Source organism: Archangium sp. (genome assembly GCF_057119385.1).
In genome coordinates this window covers 1-21520 of record NZ_DBNGVP010000057.1, presented here as the reverse complement: position 1 = coordinate 21520, position 21520 = coordinate 1, and the positions used below count along the sequence as shown (strand labels likewise).

At 67.5% G+C, this 21520-nt stretch carries 19 protein-coding genes and 1 pseudogene; 14 read left to right on the top strand and 6 right to left on the bottom strand.

Features of this window, described 5'->3' with window-relative positions; translation table 11 throughout:
* Position 1 precedes the first annotated feature (1 nt).
* The 11 genes from AC16DP_RS12600 to AC16DP_RS12550 all read left to right on the top strand — a co-directional run bounded on the left by AC16DP_RS12600 (position 2) and on the right by AC16DP_RS12550 (position 14926).
* A complete protein-coding gene (locus AC16DP_RS12600; protein ID WP_329731326.1) occupies positions 2–475 on the top strand; it encodes an acyl-CoA thioesterase in 474 nt (157 codons plus the stop codon).
* A gap of 479 nt (positions 476–954) precedes the next feature.
* Entirely contained in the window at positions 955–2793 is a 1839-nt protein-coding gene (locus tag AC16DP_RS12595) for a sensor histidine kinase (protein WP_329731304.1), read from the top strand.
* A 134-nt stretch (positions 2794–2927) separates the two neighbouring features.
* Complete coding sequence (locus AC16DP_RS12590; protein WP_329731305.1) at positions 2928–3809, top strand: nucleotidyltransferase; 882 nt, start codon at positions 2928–2930, stop codon at positions 3807–3809.
* 25 nt (positions 3810–3834) lie between these two features.
* Positions 3835–5766, top strand: a complete 1932-nt coding sequence (locus AC16DP_RS12585; RefSeq protein ID WP_329731306.1) for an SAVED domain-containing protein — start codon at positions 3835–3837, stop codon at positions 5764–5766.
* Positions 5767–5849: 83 nt separating this feature from the next.
* Positions 5850–6395: an RNA polymerase sigma factor gene (locus tag AC16DP_RS12580; protein ID WP_329731307.1), complete on the top strand. Its 546-nt coding sequence runs from the start codon at positions 5850–5852 to the stop codon at positions 6393–6395.
* The gene (locus AC16DP_RS12575; protein ID WP_329731308.1) at positions 6395–9364 is read left to right on the top strand and encodes a CHAT domain-containing protein; all 2970 of its coding nucleotides are present in this window, start codon (positions 6395–6397) and stop codon (positions 9362–9364) included. Before AC16DP_RS12580 ends, AC16DP_RS12575 begins: the two co-directional genes overlap by 1 nt.
* A 49-nt stretch (positions 9365–9413) precedes the next feature.
* Positions 9414–10010 carry a hypothetical protein gene (locus AC16DP_RS12570; protein WP_329731309.1) on the top strand — a complete coding sequence of 199 codons (597 nt, stop codon included), beginning with the start codon at positions 9414–9416 and terminating at the stop codon, positions 10008–10010.
* Positions 10007–11431, top strand: a complete 1425-nt coding sequence (locus AC16DP_RS12565; protein ID WP_329731310.1) for a hypothetical protein — start codon at positions 10007–10009, stop codon at positions 11429–11431. Before AC16DP_RS12570 ends, AC16DP_RS12565 begins: the two co-directional genes overlap by 4 nt.
* Before the next feature lie 60 nt (positions 11432–11491).
* Positions 11492–12580: an SMODS domain-containing nucleotidyltransferase gene (locus AC16DP_RS12560; protein WP_329731311.1), complete on the top strand. Its 1089-nt coding sequence runs from the start codon at positions 11492–11494 to the stop codon at positions 12578–12580.
* A gap of 65 nt (positions 12581–12645) precedes the next feature.
* Positions 12646–14409, top strand: coding sequence for a ThiF family adenylyltransferase (locus AC16DP_RS12555; RefSeq protein ID WP_329731312.1), 1764 nt, complete (start codon positions 12646–12648; stop codon positions 14407–14409).
* A complete protein-coding gene (locus tag AC16DP_RS12550; RefSeq protein WP_483956710.1) occupies positions 14327–14926 on the top strand; it encodes a Mov34/MPN/PAD-1 family protein in 600 nt (199 codons plus the stop codon). Before AC16DP_RS12555 ends, AC16DP_RS12550 begins: the two co-directional genes overlap by 83 nt.
* Here the strand turns inward: AC16DP_RS12550 and AC16DP_RS12545 are convergent.
* The 3 genes from AC16DP_RS12545 to AC16DP_RS12535 form a co-directional block, all read right to left on the bottom strand.
* Positions 14893–15036, bottom strand: a complete 144-nt coding sequence (locus tag AC16DP_RS12545) for a hypothetical protein (RefSeq protein ID WP_329731313.1) — start codon at positions 15034–15036, stop codon at positions 14893–14895. The two genes, AC16DP_RS12550 and AC16DP_RS12545, sit on opposite strands and share 34 nt — an antisense overlap.
* Positions 15020–15628, bottom strand: a complete 609-nt coding sequence (locus AC16DP_RS12540) for a DUF7710 domain-containing protein (RefSeq protein WP_329731314.1) — start codon at positions 15626–15628, stop codon at positions 15020–15022. The genes AC16DP_RS12545 and AC16DP_RS12540 overlap by 17 nt, the downstream gene beginning before the upstream one ends.
* A 168-nt stretch (positions 15629–15796) precedes the next feature.
* Positions 15797–16183 (bottom strand): HesB/IscA family protein, encoded by a 387-nt coding sequence (locus AC16DP_RS12535; RefSeq protein WP_329731315.1) that lies wholly within the window; start codon positions 16181–16183, stop codon positions 15797–15799.
* A 201-nt stretch (positions 16184–16384) separates the two neighbouring features.
* Here AC16DP_RS12535 and moeB point away from each other — a divergent pair, with 201 nt between their 5' ends.
* Complete coding sequence (gene moeB, locus AC16DP_RS12530) at positions 16385–17545, top strand: molybdopterin-synthase adenylyltransferase MoeB (RefSeq protein ID WP_329731316.1); 1161 nt, start codon at positions 16385–16387, stop codon at positions 17543–17545.
* A 12-nt stretch (positions 17546–17557) separates the two neighbouring features.
* The gene (locus tag AC16DP_RS12525; protein WP_329731317.1) at positions 17558–17890 is read left to right on the top strand and encodes a rhodanese-like domain-containing protein; all 333 of its coding nucleotides are present in this window, start codon (positions 17558–17560) and stop codon (positions 17888–17890) included.
* A gap of 6 nt (positions 17891–17896) precedes the next feature.
* Here AC16DP_RS12525 and AC16DP_RS12520 read toward each other — a convergent pair whose 3' ends face one another.
* Positions 17897–20194, bottom strand: a complete 2298-nt coding sequence (locus tag AC16DP_RS12520) for a serine/threonine protein kinase (RefSeq protein WP_329731318.1) — start codon at positions 20192–20194, stop codon at positions 17897–17899.
* Between the two features lie 105 nt (positions 20195–20299).
* Here AC16DP_RS12520 and AC16DP_RS12515 point away from each other — a divergent pair, with 105 nt between their 5' ends.
* Entirely contained in the window at positions 20300–21001 is a 702-nt protein-coding gene (locus AC16DP_RS12515; RefSeq protein WP_329731319.1) for a hypothetical protein, read from the top strand.
* Positions 21002–21022: 21 nt separating this feature from the next.
* On the opposite strand, the gene AC16DP_RS12510 is transcribed toward AC16DP_RS12515, so the two are convergent.
* Positions 21023–21157: a hypothetical protein gene (locus AC16DP_RS12510; RefSeq protein WP_329731320.1), complete on the bottom strand. Its 135-nt coding sequence runs from the start codon at positions 21155–21157 to the stop codon at positions 21023–21025.
* A gap of 79 nt (positions 21158–21236) precedes the next feature.
* A pseudogene (locus AC16DP_RS12505) lies at positions 21237–21520 on the bottom strand (AHH domain-containing protein); the annotation flags it as partial.

Below are 21520 nucleotides of genomic sequence, written 5' to 3'. Positions count from 1 at the left end.
GATGACGCAGATGATCCTCCCCTCGGACGCCAACGCGGTGAACAGCGCGTTCGGCGGCAAGGTGATGGAGTGGATCGACATCTGCTGCGCCGTGGCCGCCCAGCGCCACTGCCGGCAGGTGGTGGTCACCGCCTCCATGGACGACCTGCACTTCCACGCCCCCATCAAGGTGGGCTGGACGGTGACGCTGCACTCGCGCGTCATCGCCGCGTTCCGCACGTCGATGGAGGTGGGCGTGACGGTGACGGCGGAGAATCCGCTCACCGGCGAGAAGCACATGGCCACCAGCGCCCTGCTCACCTTCGTGGCGGTGTCGGCCAACGGGCAGCGGCTTCCGGTGCCCCCGCTCCAGCTGGAGACGGACGCGGAGCGCGCGGCCTTCCGCGAGGCCGAGGAGCGGCGCAAGGAGCGGCTCGCGCGCAAGCAGACGAGCCTCGCCTGGCAGAAGGTCATCCGGCCCGGCGCCGCGGGCTGAGACACCCCGAAACGAAAAACAGCTCCCGCGAACCCCGTGCCTCTCCCAAAGCACGGGGCCCGCGGGCCCGCCGGACGACCGTTACGCTCCGCTGACGCGGAGGGGTCAACAATCCACGAGCGCCGGTGGTCCGCCGAACACCGCGACCCGGGATGCGCCTGTCGACCGATGGTGTCTCCGGTATACCCGCCGGGTCTGACATGCCCGCGGCCCGCTTGCCCTCCGTGGCGCTGCCCGGAAACGTCCGGAAGCGGGCAGTGCGCGGGGACGAGCGACCCGGATGTTCTCCTTTCCCAACGGGGTGCCCCGGGAGCTGTTCAGAACCGGTCCCCGGTCCACGACTCCAGTGCGGTTGACTCCCCGGTCTGTTACGCAATGGCGCTGGGATGGGAGGAGAAGTGCCTCTGGAGTCGCGGCAACGCGCGCATACAACGGGAGACTCGCATCAGGGTGGCGGCAGGTGGAGCAGCTCCTCGCTGATGAACCATGGCTTCGCCGTCCTGGTGACGGCCGCGGCCCTCCTCGTCCAGTTCGCGCTGTACCCCCATGTCCGGGCCACGCCGTTCATCCTCTTCTTCGGCGCGGTGATGCTCTCGGGGTGGAGAGGGGGATGGGGGCCCGGCCTCTCGAGCGCCGTCCTCTCGGCCCTGCTGGCCGACTACTTCTTCCTGCCCCCGCGGTTCGCGTTCTCCGTGAGCCCGGCCGACCTGCTGTCGGTCGCCGTCTTCCTCGCCATCTCCATCCTCATCACCCGGCTGAACGTGCGCGAGCGGACCGCCCGGGCCGAGGCCGAGGCCCAGCGCGAACGGCTCCACACCCTCTTCATGAGGGCTCCCGCCATCATCGCCATCCACCGGGGACCCGAGCACACCTACGAGTTCAGCAACCCCGTCCATGCGCGGCTGCTCGGCGGCCGGGAGCTGCTGGGCAAGACCGTGAGGCAGGCCCAGCCCGAGCTGGAGGGCCAGGGCTTCTACGAGCTGCTGGACCGGGTGTACCAGACGGGAGAGCCCCTCTACGGCAAGGAGGCCCCCGCCAGCGTGGGCGACCCCGCCCATCCGCGCACCGGCTACTTCAACTTCGTCTACCAGCCCATGCCCGGGCCGGACGGAAAGCCGGACGGGGTGATGGTCTTCGGCTTCGAGGTGACCGAGCAGGTGCTGGCCCGGCGCAGCCTCGAGCGCACCGAGCGGCGCCTCGCCGCCATCACCCACAACGCCACGCTGGGACTCTTCATGATGGACGAGCGCCAGCAGTGCGTCTTCATGAACCCCGCGGCCGAGCAGATCACCGGCTTCACCCTGGAGGAGCTGCGGGGCAAGCCGCTCCATGACTTCATCCACCACACCCGGCCGGATGGAACGCCCTACCCCATGGCGGAGTGCCCCATCGACCGGGCGCTGCCCACCCGGGCCCAGGAGCGGGGACAGGACGTCTTCGTCCGCAAGGACGGCAGCTTCTACCCGGTGGCCTTCACCGCCAGCCCCATCCTCGAGGAGGGCAAGGCGACGGGGACCGTCATCGAGCTGAGGGATACCACCGAGGACCGGCACAAGCAGGCCGAGCGCGAGCGCCTCCTGGTCGAGCTCCAAGAGGCAGTGCGCCTCCGGGACGAGTTCCTCTCCGTCGCCAGCCATGAGCTGAAGACGCCGCTGACCCCGCTGAGCCTGCGGCTGCAGGGGCTCGAGCGGAGCATCCGGGCCGAGCCGGGCTCCCTCATGGCGCAGCGCCTGGGCAAGGAGGTGGACGTGATGCGCCGGCAGGTGAAGCGCCTGTCGGACCTGGTGAACGAGCTGCTGGATGTGTCGCGCATCACCACCGGGCGCCTGAAGCTGCTGCTCGAGGAGGTGGACCTCACGGAGGTGACACGCGAGGTCGTGGCCCGCTTCCAACCCGAGGCGCAACGCGCCGGGTGCGAGCTCATCCTCGACACGAACGGGCCCGTGTCCGGCCATTGGGACCGGCTCCGGCTGGAGCAGGTGCTGACGAACCTGCTGTCCAACGCCATCAAGTACGGAGCCGGCAAGCCCGTCCACCTCCGCGTCGAGCAGCGCGAGGACCGCTCGCGGCTCGTGGTCCGGGACGAGGGCATCGGCATCGAGCCCGAGGCCATGGGGCGCATCTTCAATCGCTTCGAGCGCGCCGTGTCGGAGCGGCACTACGGAGGGCTCGGCCTGGGCCTGTACGTGACGCGGCAGATCATCGTCGCGATGGGCGGCAACGTGACGGCCGAGAGCACTCCAGCCCAGGGCGCCACCTTCACCGTGGAGCTGCCCCGCCAGGCCGTTGCGCAACAGGGGGATACCAAGACCGGCTGAGATACCAAGTGTGGGTCTGAATCCGACCCGGAAGAGCCAGGTCAGCGACAGCAAGGGGTTACGGGTCCGACGTACCAACCCATGTAATGCCCGCAGTCTCCTCCGTATCTCTTCCAGGAGAGGAGACACCAACGATGCTGACCGTGGCGCAGGCGTTCGAGAAGTTCATGCAGGGCCTGGAACTCCATGAGGGAGAGGATCGCGAGGCGAAGCGTCAAGAGCGGAACGTCTTCGAGGCGATGCGCCGCCGGCTGGGACCTCGGGAGTCCATCCTCAGTGGCTCCTACGGACGGAAGACGGCCATCCGGCCGCTGCACGACATCGACCTCTTCCTCATCTTCACGGCGAACACGAGCGGCACTGGAAAGACCGTCGGCCCCGAGGAGTTCCTGAATCGCGTGAAGGAGGCGCTGGAGGAGGAGTTCCGCGGTAAGCAGGCGAGATTGCAGAACCGCTCGGTCAACATCGAGTTCAACGGGACGGGCATTGGCTTCGATGTCGTCCCCGCACTGGAGGATCCACGGCGGCCGGGCACCTACTGGATTCCCGACGTGCGCAAGGACGACTGGATCCAAAGCAATCCGCGCAAGCACATCGATGCCTGTGACGCCGCGAACGCCAAAGCCAGTCAGCGGCTCAAGCCGCTCATCAAGGCCATCAAGCGCTGGAGACAACTCCAGGGCAAGCCCGTGCCGTCGTTCCTTCTGGAGGTGATGGCCTACAAGGGCATCGACTCGTTCCACCCGGATCCCCGCCTGTCCATCTACGCACAGGGCATGGCCCACCTGTTCCAGTTCATGAGCGAGCGCATCATGGAGCAGTGGCCGGAGCCGGCCGGGCTCGGGCCTCCCGTCAATTCCGGGGTGGGCCAGACCAACCTCGTGCAAGGGCAACAACGGCTGTCGGGAGCTGCCCGCAGGGCAGCCCGGGCGCTGGAACTGGAGCGGGTGGGCGACATACTCGGAGCGAACGAGATCTGGCGGGAGCTGCTCGGTCCGGACTTCCCGGTACGGTAGGAAGCCCATGCCTGGACCGCGCATATTGACCATCGAGTTGGGCCGCGTCGAGAGCCCCAATAAGCCTTATGCGTTCGACGGAAGGCCACAGCAGTACTCCACGCGCGGCGAGCAAGGGAAGCCGGGAGTGGCCGTGCTCCGCTGGGACGAGGTGGAGAAGCTGCGTGCGGAGTTCCTGCAAGCAACTCCAACGCCAGGTGCGCGGAAGCGGATGGGTGACCTGCTGCGCGGATTCCTCGTGGACGTGCTGAAAGAACTGGACGGCTGGTCGTCCTACGAAAAGGCCTTGCTCAAGGCCGAGGCAAAGAAAGCGTCCCTTCGATTGCGCTTCCGCTTCAGCGCGGGAGAACTGTTCAGTCTCCCCTGGTCGCTGACCGCACTCCACAATGGCCGAAGCCTCGGCAACATCAAGCCGCATCCACTGCAATTCGAATGGGCTCATGACCTTCGGGCATCTCTGGCCTCACCTAGCCATGGCCGGGTTCTATTCGCCTGGTCCGACGCGGGAGATTACGTCTCGGAGGAACGCCACCTCGCGGCCCTCCAGAAGGCGTGCCCGGACTTCGATTGTGAGCAGGACGAACTCGCGAACCTGAATCTGGACTCCCTTCGCGACAAGCTGGAAAAGGCTCGCCAGGAGGGTAGGCCGTTTCGCATCCTCCACATCCTGTGTCACGGAGGTCCGATTCCCGGAGGGACTTTCGGACTCATATGGACGGATCCCAACCATCCGCGGAGGCCCATGCTCGTGGATGGAGACAGACTTCGTGACGTGCTCGGCCCTTATCAGGGCGACTTGCAGGCGGTCGTACTGAGCGCATGTCACGGAAGTAACCCCGGTCAGGTGGGAAGCATGTTCGGAGGGGTAGCCCATGACCTCCACCGTCTCGGAATCCCAGCAGTCATTGCCTCGCAGATGCCCTTGACGGTGAATGGCTCCATTCAGATGACTGAGGCACTCTACGAAGCACTCTGCCAGCGGAAGTTCCCTATCGATGTGGCCTTCCAGAAAGCCCATGAGGCGCTGAGTGCCTCATCACTCGACTGGGCGTCGCTCCAGTTCTTCGCACCGTCTCCGCCTGTGGAAGCCCGTACGAGAGGGCAGCGAATCGTCTTTTCCCCGGACGCTCCAATCCCCGAACTCCCGGAGGAACTCGCGGTGGCCTACGAAGTGAACTTCAACGTGGCACCAGCCTCCATGGTCGAAGCCCTGGAAGGACGCGCCGGTGGGGACCCGGACATCGTCGCGCTGCAACCCTTCGGAAGGGTGGCGGATGACCTTCCCAACACCACCAGGGATTGGCGACGTGCACTCAAGCAGGCCGATCAACTCGTGAACAGGCTCGGGACAGACGTATCGATGGTGCACCTCTTCGGGCGCGCCCCGTTGCCCCTCATGTTCCACCTGGGATGGAGACTGAGCCGGTGGAAGCTTCGCGTGTACCAGGAGGAACGAGGACGTACGGGCAGGTGGACCTGCGGCTACGACTCCATGCAGAAGCCATCCTCCGAGGAGAGATTCTTCCGGGAGGAGGCCTGGCCGGATTCCAAGGCTTACAGCGTTGCAAGGGGACGTCTGGCCATGACCATCGAGGTGAACCTGTCCATCCACCCCGAGGAGTTGGCGAAATGGCTGGGAACCGAAAACCCTCCCGCGTTGGTGCGCCTGGTAGCGGCTCGAGGCACCTCTCCCACCGTGGTGCGGGGACCGATGGACACGGCTCGCGCCGTGGACGAGTTCCGCGCATACCTGGACCGCATCCACGCGGAATGGCGCGATGCCAGCGAGGTGTGGCTCGCGATGGCGTGCCCGGCCAGTCTGGCGGCGGCACTGGGCAGGGCCTACAACCCGAAGTCCCAGCCGACCGTCAAGCTCTTCAACTTCCGCAAGTCCGAGGGCTACGTGGAAGTCCCCTGGACCGGGGGCGTCACCCGCAAGCCCGGGCGCCGCTCATGACTCCGACCAGCCACCCACGGAATGGGACGTAATATCCGGCGTGCCCTCCGTATCCCGCATGGGGACGGACCAGAGACGCGGTCATGACGAGCGCCGGGGAGATTGTGGCCAGCAATTTCGAAGAGTGGCACGCGAGGTGCAAAAAGCTGCTGTCGCCTATTGCCCAGAGACTCTGCCGCGGCGCCGTGGGCATCGACGCCCAGGACCTCGTGCAGGAGACGTTCTTGCGCTTCATCGAGCGATTCGGCGGTGCGTTGGGCGAACTCGATGACACACGGGCGGACGGCTGGCTCATCCGCGTCATGAACAATCATTTCTGTGACTTGCTCCGAGGCGCCATGGGCCGCAAGAAAGCGGAAGACGATCCAACCATCACGCGCTGGACCCTGGCGCAGGAAGCGGACTCGGACACGTACGAGCGCATCTCCCAAGAGCGCTTCGATTGGGCGATCGACAAGCTGCCCCGGCAGCAGCGCCTCACCTTCCTGCTCCGCGCCCAGGGCCTCGGTAACAAGGAGATCGCCCACAAGCTGGGCGTTTCGCCTGGAGCCGTGGCCAAGCGCCTGTTCGACGCCCGCCAGAGGCTCGACGAGCTGCTCAAGCCCTACCTCGATGAGGGAACCCACTGATGTCCACGCCCTGCGACTCACTCCAGGCCTTCGCGGATGGAGAGCTCCCGCCCGCGGACGCCCAGGCTTTCGGCCAGCACCTGGCCGGATGTGAGCGATGCCAGTCGGAACTGACCCGGCTGCTACAGCTCGAACAACTCGGCAGGCGCTATCTCGAGCGGCACGGCCAGGTCGAGGTGCCATGGCATGTCATTCCCCGGAACCGGTGGCTGGCGGCCGGTGCGGCGGTGCTCTCCGTCGTGGCCGTGCTGATGCTCATCCCGCGCCTCACGAACGAGCCGACACCGCGAGCCGTGCCCGAGTTGTGGGCGCGACAGGCACGGGCGTTGGAAGCGCGCGTCACCTATCCCCAGGCGGATACCTACCGTCCGATGGCCCAGTCCTTCATGGGCACGGCTCCCGCCCAGAATGTGACCGAGCCCTCCAATGCCGTCATGGGCCAACTGGAGGCCCTGGGAGACCTGCCTCAGCTCGTCGCGGCCTACCTCGCCGGTGGCAGGCCCGACACCTGGAGCGCGAAGCACGTCCTGCAACGGATGCAGAGCGAGCGCACGTGGGACGCGAACGTGCTCTGCGACCTGGGGGTAGCACACTATCTGGACGCCCGTGCCCTGGATGCTTCCCGCAGGACAGCGGAGCTGAGGGAATCCCTCCGTCTGTTCAATGAGGTGCTCCGCAGGGTGCCCACACATCTCCAGGCCCTGTGGAATCGCTCCCTGGTGTACCGGGACCTGGGACTGCCTCTATTGGCCATGCAAGACCTCGAGGCGCTGGAACGCACCGAACCGGATGCGCAATGGAGGAACGAGGCCCGTGACAGGAGGCAGCGGCTCGCCGTCGCGCTGCAGCGAAAGGAGCGCTGGAAGGCCGCTGACAACGCGGGATTCGAGCTCATCTCCCATGGCGTCCCCGCGTTGACTGACGCGCTCGCCTACGCCGACGTCCCGCTGATGCGCCGGGATTTCTATCACGCCGTGCGTGCCCGAACCTCCGCCGTGGAGGTGCGCGCGTTCCTTCCCCTCGCCAGCAAGCTGGATGAAATCTCGGGAGGCGGCACCGTGCTCCAGGACTACGTCCAGCGCGTTGCCGCACGCAACTTCTCCGTCCGCGCGCCCCTGGCGGCGCAATACGCCCAATTGGTGGCGGGAAAAGTGGACTCGCGTGACGAGGAGACGTTGCTCCGGACTTTTCTCGCCTCGGGAGAGGACGACATCGCCCTGGGCGCGCTCACGTACGCGGTCCCGCGCCTTCCGCAATACGCCAGCACGCTCGTGGAGCGGACCCGCGTCAGCCCGGATCCCTGGTTCCAGGTGCTGGGGCTCCAGCAGGAGGCCACGCAGGAGCAGCAACTGGAGCGCTATGACCGGGCGCAGAAGCTGCTCGAAAAGGCACTCGAGCTTTGTACCCGGAATCAATTGGTCTACCGGTGCGTCGACGTCGAGAACGACCTGGCCCATGTGTCCGGCTGGCTCTTCCACCTCATCGATGCCGAGCGGTACGCACGCGCAGCGCTCACACAGGCCCGGCGGGCCCAATGGGATCAGGAGCGGATGCTGTTGCAGACGCTGGGGAACACCGCGCGCCTGGCGTCGGACGTCACGCTGGGCCGTGCCTACTTTGGTGAGGCCCTCCTCATGTCCGACGGCAACCGGAAGATCCTGAGGAACATTCATCAGAACCTCGCCCACCTGGCCATTCAGGCACTCGAACTGGATGAGGCGCGTGCCGAGCTGGACAAGGCGCTGGAGGTCGGACTGCCGCTCACGAGGCATGGCATCGAAGCACTGGTGGATGTGGCCCGAACGCGCCGCTCCCCCCGGGACGCGGAAGCCGTGGAGAAGACGCTGGCGCTGGAGCCCGGCAACACCCAGGGACAGCGAGCTTATGCGACGTTCCTCCGGGGGCGCTTCCTGGTGGAGGTGGACGCAGTCAGGGGGCGTGCGCTGCTGGAGGATGCCATCCACGAGGCGGGGTCCGCGACCCGCGAGGACGTCACAGCCAGGCATGCGCGTACGTACAGCTACACGTCCCTCATCTTCGCCGATGCCGCCAAGGGCGACTTCGCCGCGGCTCTGGGTCGCTTCGGCACGGAGCTGGGCTTCGCCGCCATGGGCCGGTGCGTCCTCGCACTCACCGAGGATACCGAGCGCAGCCTGGTGGTGGCGCGGGGAGCGGATGGACAGTGGGTCGGCCGCTACACACCGATGCGGGTCACGCGATTCGACCCCACGAGCCTCGCGGGAGTGGTGCCCCAAGACATGGTGGAGGCCCTTCGTCCCTGTGCCTCTGTGGATGTCCTGGCACGGCCTCCCTTGCAGGGGCGTGCGGGGCTTCTTCCGCCCGAGTTCGCCTGGCGCTACCTGACGCGGGCCACCGCGCCACAACCTCCCGCGCAACGCGGCCTTCACCTCGTGGTGAGCGATGTACGGTACGACGAGCAGCGCAGTGAGCCCGCCCTGACGTGGTCTCCTCGCGTCGCGACGGGAACGGAGCTCCGGAGCCTGCGGGAGCTGGACGCCACGCCGAATCGCGTATTGGAGGCCATGCCCGAGGCGACGGACATCGACCTGGCAACCCACGGGAAGATCGACCCGGGCTCGAACACGGCCTATCTGCTGCTGGCCCCTGCCCCGGACGGCGGCGATGAGCTGTACGAGAATCGCATCCGCGGCTTGAAGCTCTCGGGTGCGCCGCTCGTCGTCCTGGCGGCCTGCGAGGCCGCGCGGGGAACCTCGGCTCTGCACGAGCATGGCAGCCTGCCGAATGCCTTCCTCACCGCGGGGGCGCGCACGGTGCTGGCGGCGACGCAGCCGCTCCCGAATGAAGACGCGTCGGCCTTCTTCGGTGCCGTGCGCGAGCGGATCCGCGGTGGCGCTTCTCCCAGCATGGCCACACGCGACGAACGCCTGGAGTGGCTGCGCAAGGGGAAGGACGTCGACTGGATCGGCGGAGTCCTCGTCTTCGAGTGAAGAGCGGCTGCCGCATGACGCACAGCCACAGTGGAGCAGGGAGGGACCAATGCAGGGTGAGTCGCTTGAGACGCAGGACTTCTCGACGTGGGATGGCTCGCCGTTCTTCGAGGGCCATCCAGAGGAAGGACGGCACGTCTACATCGTCAAATCGCGTGAGGAGGGGACATTCACCGCCTATGGGGCACTGGATGACCAGCAGCAGGTCATCTTCATCGTCCAGGGGACGCTCGCGCAGCTCGACCGCTTCGTGGCGCAGGTGAAGTCGGAGGGAGCCCGGGTGACGCGCGGCCTGCCTCCTTTCGACACCAACACGGGAGGAGACAAAGCGAACGACACCAGCCGGCCTGGTTTCGTGGGAGACCCTAGCGAGAACATCGAGGCGCGGGACTTCTCGACGTGGGATGGAAGACCCTTCTTCGAGGGATATCCGAAGGAAGGACGGCACATCTACATCGTCAGACAGCACGAGCAGGGCGGATTCATCGCCCATGGGGCACTGGATGGCCAGCAGCAGGTCATGTTCGGAGTCCGGGGAACGCACACGCAGCTCGACCGCTTCGTGGCACAGGTGAAGTCGGAGGGAGCCCGGGTGACGCATGGTCAGCCTCCTTTCAACAAGCGAGTGCCTGGAGGGGCGAAGTGACACTGCAACTGTTGCTCGCGCGGGCGGGGGATGGGCAGCCCGTCCTCGAAACGCCCCTGACGGCGGAGTCGCTGCGGGGAGCGCCACTTCCAGCGCCCCTGCCAAAGCCCACCCACCTGTACAACATGTCCGCCGAGCCCGACTCGCTGCGCGAACAGCGATGGGCGCTCGTGGTTCCCGACACCAGGCGAGGCCGATGCCTCGAGCGCATCCTGTCACCGCTGTGCGAGCGCCGTGCGGAGGAGCAGGGCCGGAAGGTGGATGTCTACCCCGCTCCGCCGGGGATGGACATGAGCAAGGCTCGCGAGTTCGTGGACGAAAAGATGTACCCGACGTCCCGGTCCTCGCGGGAGCACGCCCGCTACGTCCTGCTCGCCGGAACGCCAGAAGACCTCTCGATGGAGCTACAAGAGGAATTGACGGGTGATGGCTCCTGCCTCGTGGGACGCCTGCCCTTCGAGCGGGAGGAGGACTACGCGGCCTATGTCGCGAAGGTGGTGGCGCGTGAGCAGGATGCAACGCGCCCTCGAAAGGCCCGGGCCCTGTTACTGACCGCGCAGGACAGATCGCCCCAGATACTGAGCGGCCATCAATTCGTCACCGCTCCGGCGGCACGACGTTGCTCGGCGGCGCGCTCGCAGGGATTCTTTCCGGCGAGCAGTGTGGTTGCGGAGGAACTGTCAGCAGGCTCCAAGGGGCGGCTGATGGAGCTGGCCGGAGCGCGGGAACCAGCCCTGCTCTTCACGTTGAGTCATGGCGTCGGGGGGCCGCTCTCGGGCTGGGCGAGCGCGGAAGAACAGCGGCGGGAACAGGGCAACATGTGGCTCGGCAACCGGACCGTGCTGACGGCCGAGGAGGTTCGCCAGGGAGCATTCCTTCCGGGAGGCATCTGGTTCTACTTCGCCTGCTTCGGCGCGGGTACGCCGGCGCGGAGCGTGTACCAACCCTGGATGGAGCAACTCGTGCGGTCAGGCCTGATGCCCAAACGAGAGCTGGAGAGCATCGAGCGCTCCCGCCCCCTGGAGGCGAGGCCCTTCATCGCGGCGCTGCCCCAGGCGGCACTGGCCAATCCCGATGGGCCCCTCGCCGTTATCGGCCACCTGGATCACGCATGGATCTGCGCCTTTCACGATCCCCGGAATGGGCAGTCACATGTCAACCGGCTCGAGGAAGCGCTTGCGAGCCTGGTGGAAGGCTACCGGGCGGGTCTGGCGCTCCAATCTCTGTCACGCTTCGCCGCCAAAGCGGACCGTGAGTTGCGGAAGCACTATCAGGCAGACGCGCAGGCCGAAGCCTCCGGCCAGTCTCAAGCCCCCCAGGTGGAGGAGCGGGCCTACCTGTGGATGGAGAGGCATGACGTCACCCACTACACGCTGTTGGGAGATCCGGCGGTGCGGCTCGTGGATCGGCCCTCCCGCTGAGCTGCGGGAAGGGATGGCAGTGCAGGTAATAAACGCCACGCCATTCGTATTCCATATGCCATGACACTTCCACTTCCCTCGTATTTCACTGACTTCCTCAAGGAAATCCGCCCGACGCCGGCTCAGCGTGCCGACATGATCAACGGGCACTCCAAGCTGAAGGAGCGCTTGGAATCGGATAAGGAACTCAAGACAGGATTCGTCAGCATCTTCCTGCAGGGCAGCTACAAGCGCCGCACGGCGGTCCGGCCAAAGGACGGCAAGCGAGCGGATGTCGACCTCATCGTAGTCACCCGCATGAAGGAGTCCGAGTTCACACCCGTCGAGGCCATGGCCTGCTTCAAGCCCTTTCTGGAGAAGCACTACAAGGGCAAGTATCGCCAGCAGGGCCGCTCCTTCGGCATTGAGATGTCCACTGTGGAGATGGACCTCGTCATCACCGCCGCGCCAGTGGAAGCCGAGGCTGGCGTCTACAGCTCTTTCTCCAAGAGCGAAGACATCCTCCGCCTCGACGAGGACGAGACGCAGCCGATCGTGAAGACAGCCTCGGACGGCACCCCGCAGTGGAAGACGGAACCCTTGCGGATTCCGGACCGGGACCTTGGCACATGGCAGGACACCCACCCACTGGTGCAACTGAGTTGGACAAGCCAGAAGAATGCCCGGTGCTCAGGGCACTTCGTCAACGTCGTGAAGGCTCTCAAGTGGTGGCGGCTCGTCCATGCCAGTGAGTTGCCGGACCGGCCTAAGAGCTACCCACTGGAGCACCTCATCGGCAACTGCTGCCCGGACGGCATTTCCTCCGTAGCCGAGGGCGTGGTCCGAACCTTGGAGCGCTTCAGCCAACGCTACGCCTTCCATGCCGCCAACAACCAAGCGCCCTACGCACCTGACCGGGGTGTGGACCAGAACGTCCTGGCGCGCATCGACGGTGAGGATTTCGCGAAGTTCCACACGCAAGTGGTGGCCGCCGCGAAGACGGCGCGCAAGGCGTTCGAGGCACCGGATGTGCAGACCGCAGCACCGCTGTGGCGAGAGCTCTTCGGCGACAAGTTCCCCCAGGCTCCGGGGGGCGGCTCCTCCACCAAGGTGGGCTTCACGTCGCATGAGGGAGGACCGGGAGTCGTGAGCAGCAGCAGGTTCGCATGAGAGGTGCTCCCGCTCTGACGAACGAGATCCGCGTGGGCCGCCGCGCTCTCGATGGAGTAGCCGGAGTGGAGCTGCTCGCCGAGGTGTCCTGGGATCAGCAGGAGCAGTGCTGGGTCCTACCCCTTCGCCTGCGGGCAGACACCTCGGAAAGTTGCATTCCCGAGTGGACGGACTGGTACGTGCTCATCGACAAGAACTACCCCTGGGGACGGATCGACATCTTCCCTTCCAAGAAGGGGGGCATCGAGGACACGCATCCGCACCAGCGCCTGAACCGACCAGGGCCGGCGACTCGACCCTGGAGGGAAGGGCGACTGTGCCTGCAGACAGGACTGGCATCGCTCGGATTGAGGACGCGCGCGGAAGAGCCACGGAGCGCGGAGGCGCGGCTTTCGTGGCACGTCGCGGGTACGCGAGAGTGGCTAGAAACCGCGGCCCGGGGCCAGCTTCTCGCCCCGGGCCATGCTTTCGAACTGCCCGACCTGCCTACGGGAGGAAGCCCGCAGGTGGTCGTCCGCGAAACGGCTGAGACGCTCGGCATCTGGACGGAGAGCCCGGAGCGCCGGGGATGGGTGGAATTGAGCCCTGTCCCCGGCAACCCGCGGCTGCTCGCGGTGAAGGCGTTCTCATCGCTTGACGGCCGCCGTGTCTTGTCACCCGAATGGGGAGACCTGCTCCGCGCGGGGCCTCGTCGGAAACGCCTTCGCGTGCCCTGGATGCGAGGTGACTCGCTCCCGGTCCTGCCTCCCTACGCGCCCCCCACCTCCTGGCCCGAATTGGAGGAGGCGCTTCGCTCCCGGGGACTGGACCTGCGCAAGGAGCTTCAAGCCTTCGCCTCGCAATCGCGCGACGGCGAACGCCACCTGTGTCTCATCGGCTTTCCTATTCCGCAGAAAGTGGGCGGGCCGAACGCGCGCATGCACTGGTGGGCGCTTCGACTGCCCATGTTCGCCCATGTCAAAAAGGCTCCGCGCGGCTATCGACATCACGAGCAAGCGTACTGGCGTCATGACCAGGTTCAACTGTTCGAGCGATCGCTCCCTCTCGAATGGCTCCGCACCGACAACTGGGCACCCGAGGACCTGCGCAGCAGAGGTGCGCTGCCGAAACCGCTGCGGAGTTCCTGGGTGTTGCTGCTCGGGGCGGGGGCACTCGGCTCAGCCATGGCGGAGTTGCTCGTGCGCGGTGGAGTCTCCCGCCTGGTCATCATGGATGGGGAAGTCCTCGAGGCGGGAAACCTCGTCCGCCACACGTTGGATGTGATGGACGTGCGGTACTCCAAGGCCCATGCGCTCGCACGTCGCCTGCGTCACCTCAACCCAGACCTGCAGGTTCACGCCATCCCGGAGCGCCTGGACGAACAGACAGCTCGGAGCAACTGGCTCGTCTCCCGGTGCGACACCATCCTGGACTGTACGGCCTCGGACGAGGTCCTCGAGGTGCTGGGCCAGCACACCTGGGACGGGCCTCGCCTGTTCTTCTCCACCTCCTTTGGTGTGGGAGCGCAGCGCCTGCTGTGCTTCAGCGCGACAGACACCGCGTTCCCATCGGGTGAGTTCTGGAAGCAGGCCGCATCGTGGCTCCAAAGAGAGCACGAGGAACTCCGGCGCACCGCGCTGCCCAGAGAGGGACTCGGTTGCTGGCACCCTGTCTTCCCAGCCCGAGCGGATGACGTGGCTTTGGCCGCCGCCATCGCGGTGAAGGCTCTGGTACGGGCCACGGCCACGCGCCCCGCGGCGCGCCTCGATGTCTATGAGCGCCAGGAAGACGATGGCTGTTTTCGTGGAGTCACTCATGTGCCCCCTGTTGAAGCGCATGCCAGCTCTTGAGTTCCGTTCAGCGGATGCACGCTTCCGAGTGCACGTTCCAGGAGCCACGGTCCAACGGCTCCTGCATCTGTGCCGCTCGTCTGGAATGCTGGAGACAGGAGGCATCCTTGTCGGTGGGTACTCCGCCACACTCGACTGTGCCCGAGTGAGTGCCGCATCCGGCCCTTCCGGAGACTCGGTTCGTGGGCCCAGCTCGTTCCAGCGTGGAACGAGAGGCCTCCAGAAGTGGCTCGAGCGCCGGTGGACCGCACGTGGCGATCATTACCTGGGCGAGTGGCATTTCCACCCTTATGCTCCGCCAGTACCGAGCAACACGGACCTCCAGCAACTCGGGCGCATCGCACGCACCGCCGATTACCGCTGCCCCGAGCCCATCCTGCTCATTGTGGGAGGGGACCCTGCTGGAAAGTGGTTGATCAGTGCCCATGTCGTTCCCAAGGGGCAGACCGCCGTCCCGCTCCAGCTCATCCAAAGCCCTGCCGATCACTTCGCTCCCTGCTGGAGCTCCAGCCAATAGCCCTGCTTGTGGACGGCGCTCTCCATCTTCTGGAGCGCCTTCATCGCCTCGGCCCGGCTGCCGAAACCGTCCACCAGGAAGCGCGAGCCGTTGTCATCCTGCCGCCACAACTGCCAGCGCTCCGTGCCCGAGAGCTGCCGGCCCTCGAAGTACTCGTTCCCCCACGTTGCCCACGTACCGCTGGGCCTCCTCGGAGCCGGGCGGAGGCAGGGTGACCCGCCCCCAGCTCCTGTCATGCTCGTAGCGGGACATGTCGAGCGGGTACGGGACGAGCGTTCCGGAGAAGCGATTCTTCGCCAGCCACGCGTCCGCGAGCTGCTTGCGCGAGAAGACCGCCGTCGGCTGTGCGGAGCCCTCGCCCGTGAAGAGCCACACGGCGCCTCGCGCGTGGCCATGCCGCAGCGGCGAGAACTCCTCCGGAAGCGGGCAGAGCTCGAAGGAAGCCTCCACTCCGAGCTCACGCAGGGCCGGGATGACCCGCTGCGGCTCGGGAGGATCGGCGATGACCGTGGCGTACTCGATGGGTTCAGCCCACATCAGGCTCAGGCGCTGCCCGTCCTCCCTTTCGAAGGCCCACCACAGCTCACGCCCACTCGCGGTCCGGGTGTGGTCGTCCTCGATGAAGCCCGGATCTCCCAGGGGACTCAGTGCGCTCCGCGTGGCCGGAAACCCCACCACGGGCTCGTGATTTGCGTAGGGCATGACAATGGGAAAGCTCAGCCGGCGTATGGGGCGCTCCCATGAAGAAAAAAGGGGTGAGGGGCGCTCGGTGGAGCGGCTTCCCTCACCCCGGATTCACCGCCACGGGTTGGAACACCGGGACGGATACCCTCACCCCGACCCTCTCCCGAGGGGAGAGGGAGGAGTGACTCAGGTCGAGAACGACGTCCCGCAGCCGCAGGAGGACTTCGCGTTCGGGTTGTTGAACTTGAAGCCCGCGCCCGTCACGCTCGACACGAAGTCGATCTCCGTGCCCGACAGGTACTTGTTGCTCAGCGCGTCCGTCGCGATCTTCACCCCGTCCTGCTCCCAGGTCAGATCGCCCGCCTTCATCTCGCGCACCAGGTTCAGGTCGTAGCCCAGCCCACTGCAGCCGGCCGGCACCACCCGGATGGAGAAGAAGTAGTCCTGGAAGCCCTGATCCTGGATGACCTTCTTCACCTGGGCCACGGCGGCCGCGGTGAGCCGCACCGGGCTCGAAGGCTCGCCCTGCGGGGCAACGGGGGTGTTGGAAGCGGGGGTGGTCGTCGTGTCCATGTAGGTTGCTCTCCTTACAGGCGCCTTATAACGCCCGGCGCCAGAATTTCCATCTGCTCCACCTGCTCCAGGGGTACGGCTCCCCTCCACTGTCTGAATCTGTCCCCTCGTGGATGCGGGTGCCAGTCCCCTCGCCCGCTCCCAGGCCCTCGGTGCGAGCGCCCGCCCCCGGCGGCCTCCGCCCGGGTTATACGTGCCCCCATGTCCGCCACCTTCCGCGAGCTGCTGTCCGCCACCAGGAAGGAGATCCGCGAGGTCTCCGTCGAGGACGTCAAGCGCCTGCTGGACGCGCGCACCCCCGTGAAGCTCATCGACGTGCGCGAGGGCGACGAGTACGCCGGTGGCCGCCTGCCCGGCGCCGTGCACATCCCCCGCGGCTTCCTCGAGCTGCGCATCGAGGACAAGGCCTCCCGCGACGAGGAGCTCGTCCTCTACTGCGCCGGTGGCACCCGCTCGGCCCTGGCGGCTCGCACCCTTCAGCACATGGGCTACACGCGCGTGGCCTCGCTCGCCGGGGGCTTCAACCGCTGGAGCGATGCCCACTACCCCGTGGAGAAGCCCGTGGTGCTCTCCCCCGCCCAGAAGGAGCGCTACCGCCGCCACCTCATCCTCCCCGAGGTCGGTGAGGAAGGTCAGGCGAAGCTCCTCGCCTCCAAGGTGCTGCTGCTGGGCGCGGGCGGACTGGGCTCGCCGGCCGCGCTCTACCTCGCCGCCGCGGGCGTGGGCACCCTCGGCATCGTCGACGCGGACGTGGTGGACCTCAGCAACCTCCAGCGCCAGGTGCTCCACACCCAGGAGCGCGCCGGCCAGCCCAAGGTGCAGAGCGCCCGCGCCGCCCTCGAGGCCCTCAACCCCGACGTGAAGGTGGTCCCCTTCCAGGAGCGCCTCACCTCGGACAACGTCCTGCGCATCCTCGAGGGCTTCGATCTGGTGCTCGACGGCGGGGACAACTTCCCCACCCGCTACCTGCTCAATGACGCGTGCCTCATCCAGGGCAAGCCCAACCTCCACGGCTCCATCTTCCGCTTCGAGGGCCAGGTCACCACCTTCGTCCCCGGCCAGGGCCCCTGCTACCGCTGCCTCTACCCCGCCCCGCCGCCTCCCGAGCTCGCCCCCTCGTGCGCCGAGGCCGGCGTGCTCGGCGTGCTCCCCGGCATCATCGGCCTCTTCCAGGCCAACGAGGCCCTCAAGCTCCTGCTCGGCGTGGGCGAGCCGCTCGTGGGCCGCCTGCTCACCTTCGACGCGCTCGGCACCCGCTTCCAGGAGCTCAAGCTGCGAAGAGACCCCAAGTGCCCCGTGTGCGCGCCCGGCGCCCGCGTGGAGCTCATCGATTACGAACGGTTCTGCGCCTCGTCCGCCTGAAGGAGTCCCCGCGTGCCCATCCCGGAGATCGATCCCGCCACCCTCGCCCAGCAGCTCTCCGGACCGCCCGAGTCGCGGCCCGTGCTGCTCGACGTGCGCTTCCCCCAGGAGCACGCCTACGTGGCCTTCCCGGGCTCGGTGCTCATCCCCCTGCCCGAGCTGGAGGAGCGCACCGAGGAGCTGGAGGCCTTCCGCGGCAGGCGCATCGTCGTCTACTGCCACCACGGCGTGCGCAGCCTGGACGGCGCGGCCTGGCTGCTCTCGCGCGGCCTCGACGCGGTGTCCCTGCGCGGGGGGATCGACCTCTACTCCCGCGCCGTGGACCCGAGCCTGCCGCGCTACTGACGCCCGCTACCGGAGGTAGGGCGTCAGGTCCACCGTCTTGTCGGTGATGTCGCGGGCCTTCACGTCGACATCCACCTGCACCGGCTCCTTGAGCGACGTCCCCTGCAGCATCAGGTGGTGCGTGCCCTCGACCAGCTCCAGCTTCAACCCGGGCTGGTACAGGCCGAGCTTCTGGCCGTCGCGGTAGATCTCGATGCCCGAGACATTGCGCGGCGTCAGCTTGGGCCGGAAGTAGCCCATCTGGAAGGTGCGCTCGATGGACTTCGTCTCCTGGGGCTCGCCGAAGGGCACCTCGATCTCCTCGTAGATGCCCTGCTCCTTGTTCTCCAGGATGAGCGTGTCCTGCACGTGCGCGCCGCCCATGCGGCTGAGCGGCGTGAAGCCGAGCACGGAGATGGGCTCGGAGCTGCGGCAGCGGATGCCGTGACGCACCGACACCTGCACGCGCTGGTTGGACTCGACGTTGAGGTAGATGCCCTGCCCGTCCATGGCCGAGCTGCCGAGCATGTCCAGGATGGGCCCGCGGAAGATGACGGCCAGGCCCACCAGCGACAGCGCCACGAACACGCCGAGCAGGTTCTTCAGCGGGGGCAGGGACAGGCCCCGCCGGGCGGGTTTGGAGCCGGCCTCGTCGTCCTCCACCGGGTGCAGGGCCGAGCGCCTGCGGGGATTCGCGGGCGCCTCGGGCATCTCCGTGCGGCTGCTGGTGCGGCGCGGCTTGGGAGTCGGCTCGGGCTGCTGCTGGGCGGACGGACCCATCCCCGTGCGGCGGCGCACGGGCTCCGGCTCCGGCGGCGGCGGCAACATCGTGCGCTCGGGATCCTCGTCGTCGTCCTCGTACGGGCGGGCCCGCGGGTTGACGGCCACGGAGCCACGCGAGGGCCGAGGCGGAGGCACATCCTCGTCCTCTGCCGGCTCCGCGGGCCGGACACCCGAGCGGCGAACGGCGGAGGACTCGGTGCCGCGCCGCGGGACGGCGGCCTCGGGACCGGCCCGGGTCATGTCCTGACGGCTGGGCATGCGCGCCACGGACGTGGAGCCCACGTTGGTGCGGCGCGGGGCCTCGTTGCTCGTGCGGCGGCGGGGCACTTCCGTGGCCGGAGGCGCCTCCCACTCCTGCACTTCCGGCACGTCCTCCATCGGCAGGGTGGCGGACTCCGTGCGCTTGTTGACCACCCCGGCGCGTGTCCCGGTGCGCCGCGGCTGCATGTCGCCCGGCGGCGCCTCCCAGTTCATCTCCGCGGCGTTCGTCTGCGTGCCGGTGCGCGGCTGCGAGCTGCTCCGGGGCGGCGGCTCCTCGGGCGGAGGCTCCGGCGGCACGGGCATCGCGGACATCGACTCCTCGCCGCGAGGCTCCGGATTGCCGCTGCGCTTCTCCTCGTCCAGCCGGTCCGCGAAGAGCGTCTCCATCAGCTCGGAGATCTGCACCGAGCCGGCCACCCACCGCTGGCCAACGAGGAACTCCTCCAGCGCCAGCTGCATCTGCCGCGCGTCCCGGTAGCGGTCATCCGCGGCCTTGGCCAGCGCGCGCATCACCACCTCGTCCAGCTCCGGCGGCACATCCGCCACCTGCGAGGGCGGGAGGATGTTGCACTCCATGGCCGCCTGCAGCGTGCCCAGCTCCGACTCCCGCTTGAGCGGGCGCGTGCCGGTGAGCAGCTCGTAGAGCACCAGGCCGATGGCGAAGATGTCCGCGCGGTGATCCAACGGCTTGCCCGAGGCCTGCTCCGGCGCCATGTAGGCGAACTTGCCCTTGATGGCGCCCGACTTCGTCGCCGTGGCCTGGTCCGCCGCCTTGGCGATGCCGAAGTCCACCAGCTTCACCGAGCCGTCGAAGCTGATGAGGATGTTCTGCGGCGAGATGTCGCGGTGCACCACCTTGAGGGGCTTGCCGTTGTCGTCCGTGCGGGTGTGGGCGTAGTAGAGGCCCTCGCACGCCGAGGCGACGATGCGGATGGCCAGCGGCCGGGCGATCCACCCGCCCGCGGTGTACGCCTTGCGCATCACCCGGCCGAGATCCTCGCCGTGGATGAACTCCATGGCGATGAAGTACGTGCCGTTGGCCTCGCCGAACTCGTACACCTGCGCGATGTTCGGGTGGTTGAAGCGCGCGGCGATGCGCGCCTCGTTGCCGAACATGCCCACGAACTCCTGATCCTCCGCGAGGTGCGGGAGGATGCGCTTCACCACGACGTTCTTGGCGAAACCCTCAATGCCCTTCTGGCGCGCCAGCCACACCTCGGCCATGCCGCCGGTGGCGAGCTTCTTGAGGAGCTGATATTTCCCGAAAAGTTGAGGGTTCATCCCGGGTTGCTCGCCGGGGGGAGCAAGCGCGAAGTGGAAGACATCAGAGCGGCTCATCTTAGGCGACGGGCCGGGGCGAGGCAAAGACGGCCCGCAGGAATCCGCGTGTTTCCTCTGATGGCCGCCCTGTGGCTGGCCACCGCCGGGGCCGCCCCCCTGGGTCAGGACCCCACGGATCGGATCGACGTCGAGGCGCGGGACGACCTGCTGACGCTCTCCTGGTCGGACACCGAGGAGCAGCTCAAGGGCAGCATCCGCCCCGCCACTCCCCGGGAGGGCGAGCCGCTCCAGGTCAGCCTCCAGGTGGGCAGCTTCGAGGGGGAGGACTTCGACGGGCCCCTCATCATCACCCTGCGGGAGGAGGGAGCCTCCCACGGGCAGAGCCTCACCGTGAAGAAGGACGCGCTGCACTGGCAGGCCACCTTCGTCCCGGAGCACGACGGACCCCACCTGCTCGACGTGAGCTTCCGGACCACCCGTCACAAGGCGCTCCATGCGCCCCTCCATGTGAAGGCGTCCCGGCTGCCCCTGCGGCTCGGGTGGGGCGTGCTCGGCCTCGGGTGCCTGGCACTGCTTGGCTACACGGTGCGCGGCCTCCTGCGCGGCGAGCGGCCAGGCGAGCCCTCCCCACCCGTGGACACGCCGCCGGCCCCGGCCGCGGAAACTCCTGCCCCCCCCCAGTCCGCCCTCACGGGAGCCAATGCACCACCCGCCGGTGAACCGCCGCCCGCGCTGGTGGAGTCCGGGGCACCCTCTCCGGACTCCGCTCCGCCGTCGTCCACGGGCGAACCGCCGGCCTCTTCATAGCGGAAACGCGGCGACCGCCTGTCAGTAGACGAGGAAGTCGAACTGCTCGATGACGGCCCTGAGTGCCTCCGGAGTGGTCTCGAACTGCCTGGCAAGGGAAGGGGCGTGATAGGTCAGGGCCTGGGTGGAGGGCGGTTGGGTGTGCAGGCGCGCCATGACGACACGGCCGACCCGCCCCGGCCACTGGACCCTGCGCCCGCTACTGCGCGCTCGCCAGGCCGTAACCCGGCAGCGCCCGCACCCGCGCCGCCACTTCCCCCACCAACCGGCTGTCCTCGTCCTTGGGCACCAGGGTGAGGACGCGGCCCTTGCCCACCTCGGCCACCCACGTCCCGCTCATTTGTTCCCACTCCGGGTGCTGCTCCACCTGTCCCTTCAGCCACTCGAGCGCGGCCTCGCGCGGGCTCTTGCCCTCGTGTTGCACCTGGTGGGCGATGTGCCGCAGGGCGCGCTGGAAGTCCGCCCGGCTCACCGGCACCGGCCGGGTGGTTCCACGGCCCGGCTCCACCACCGCCACCT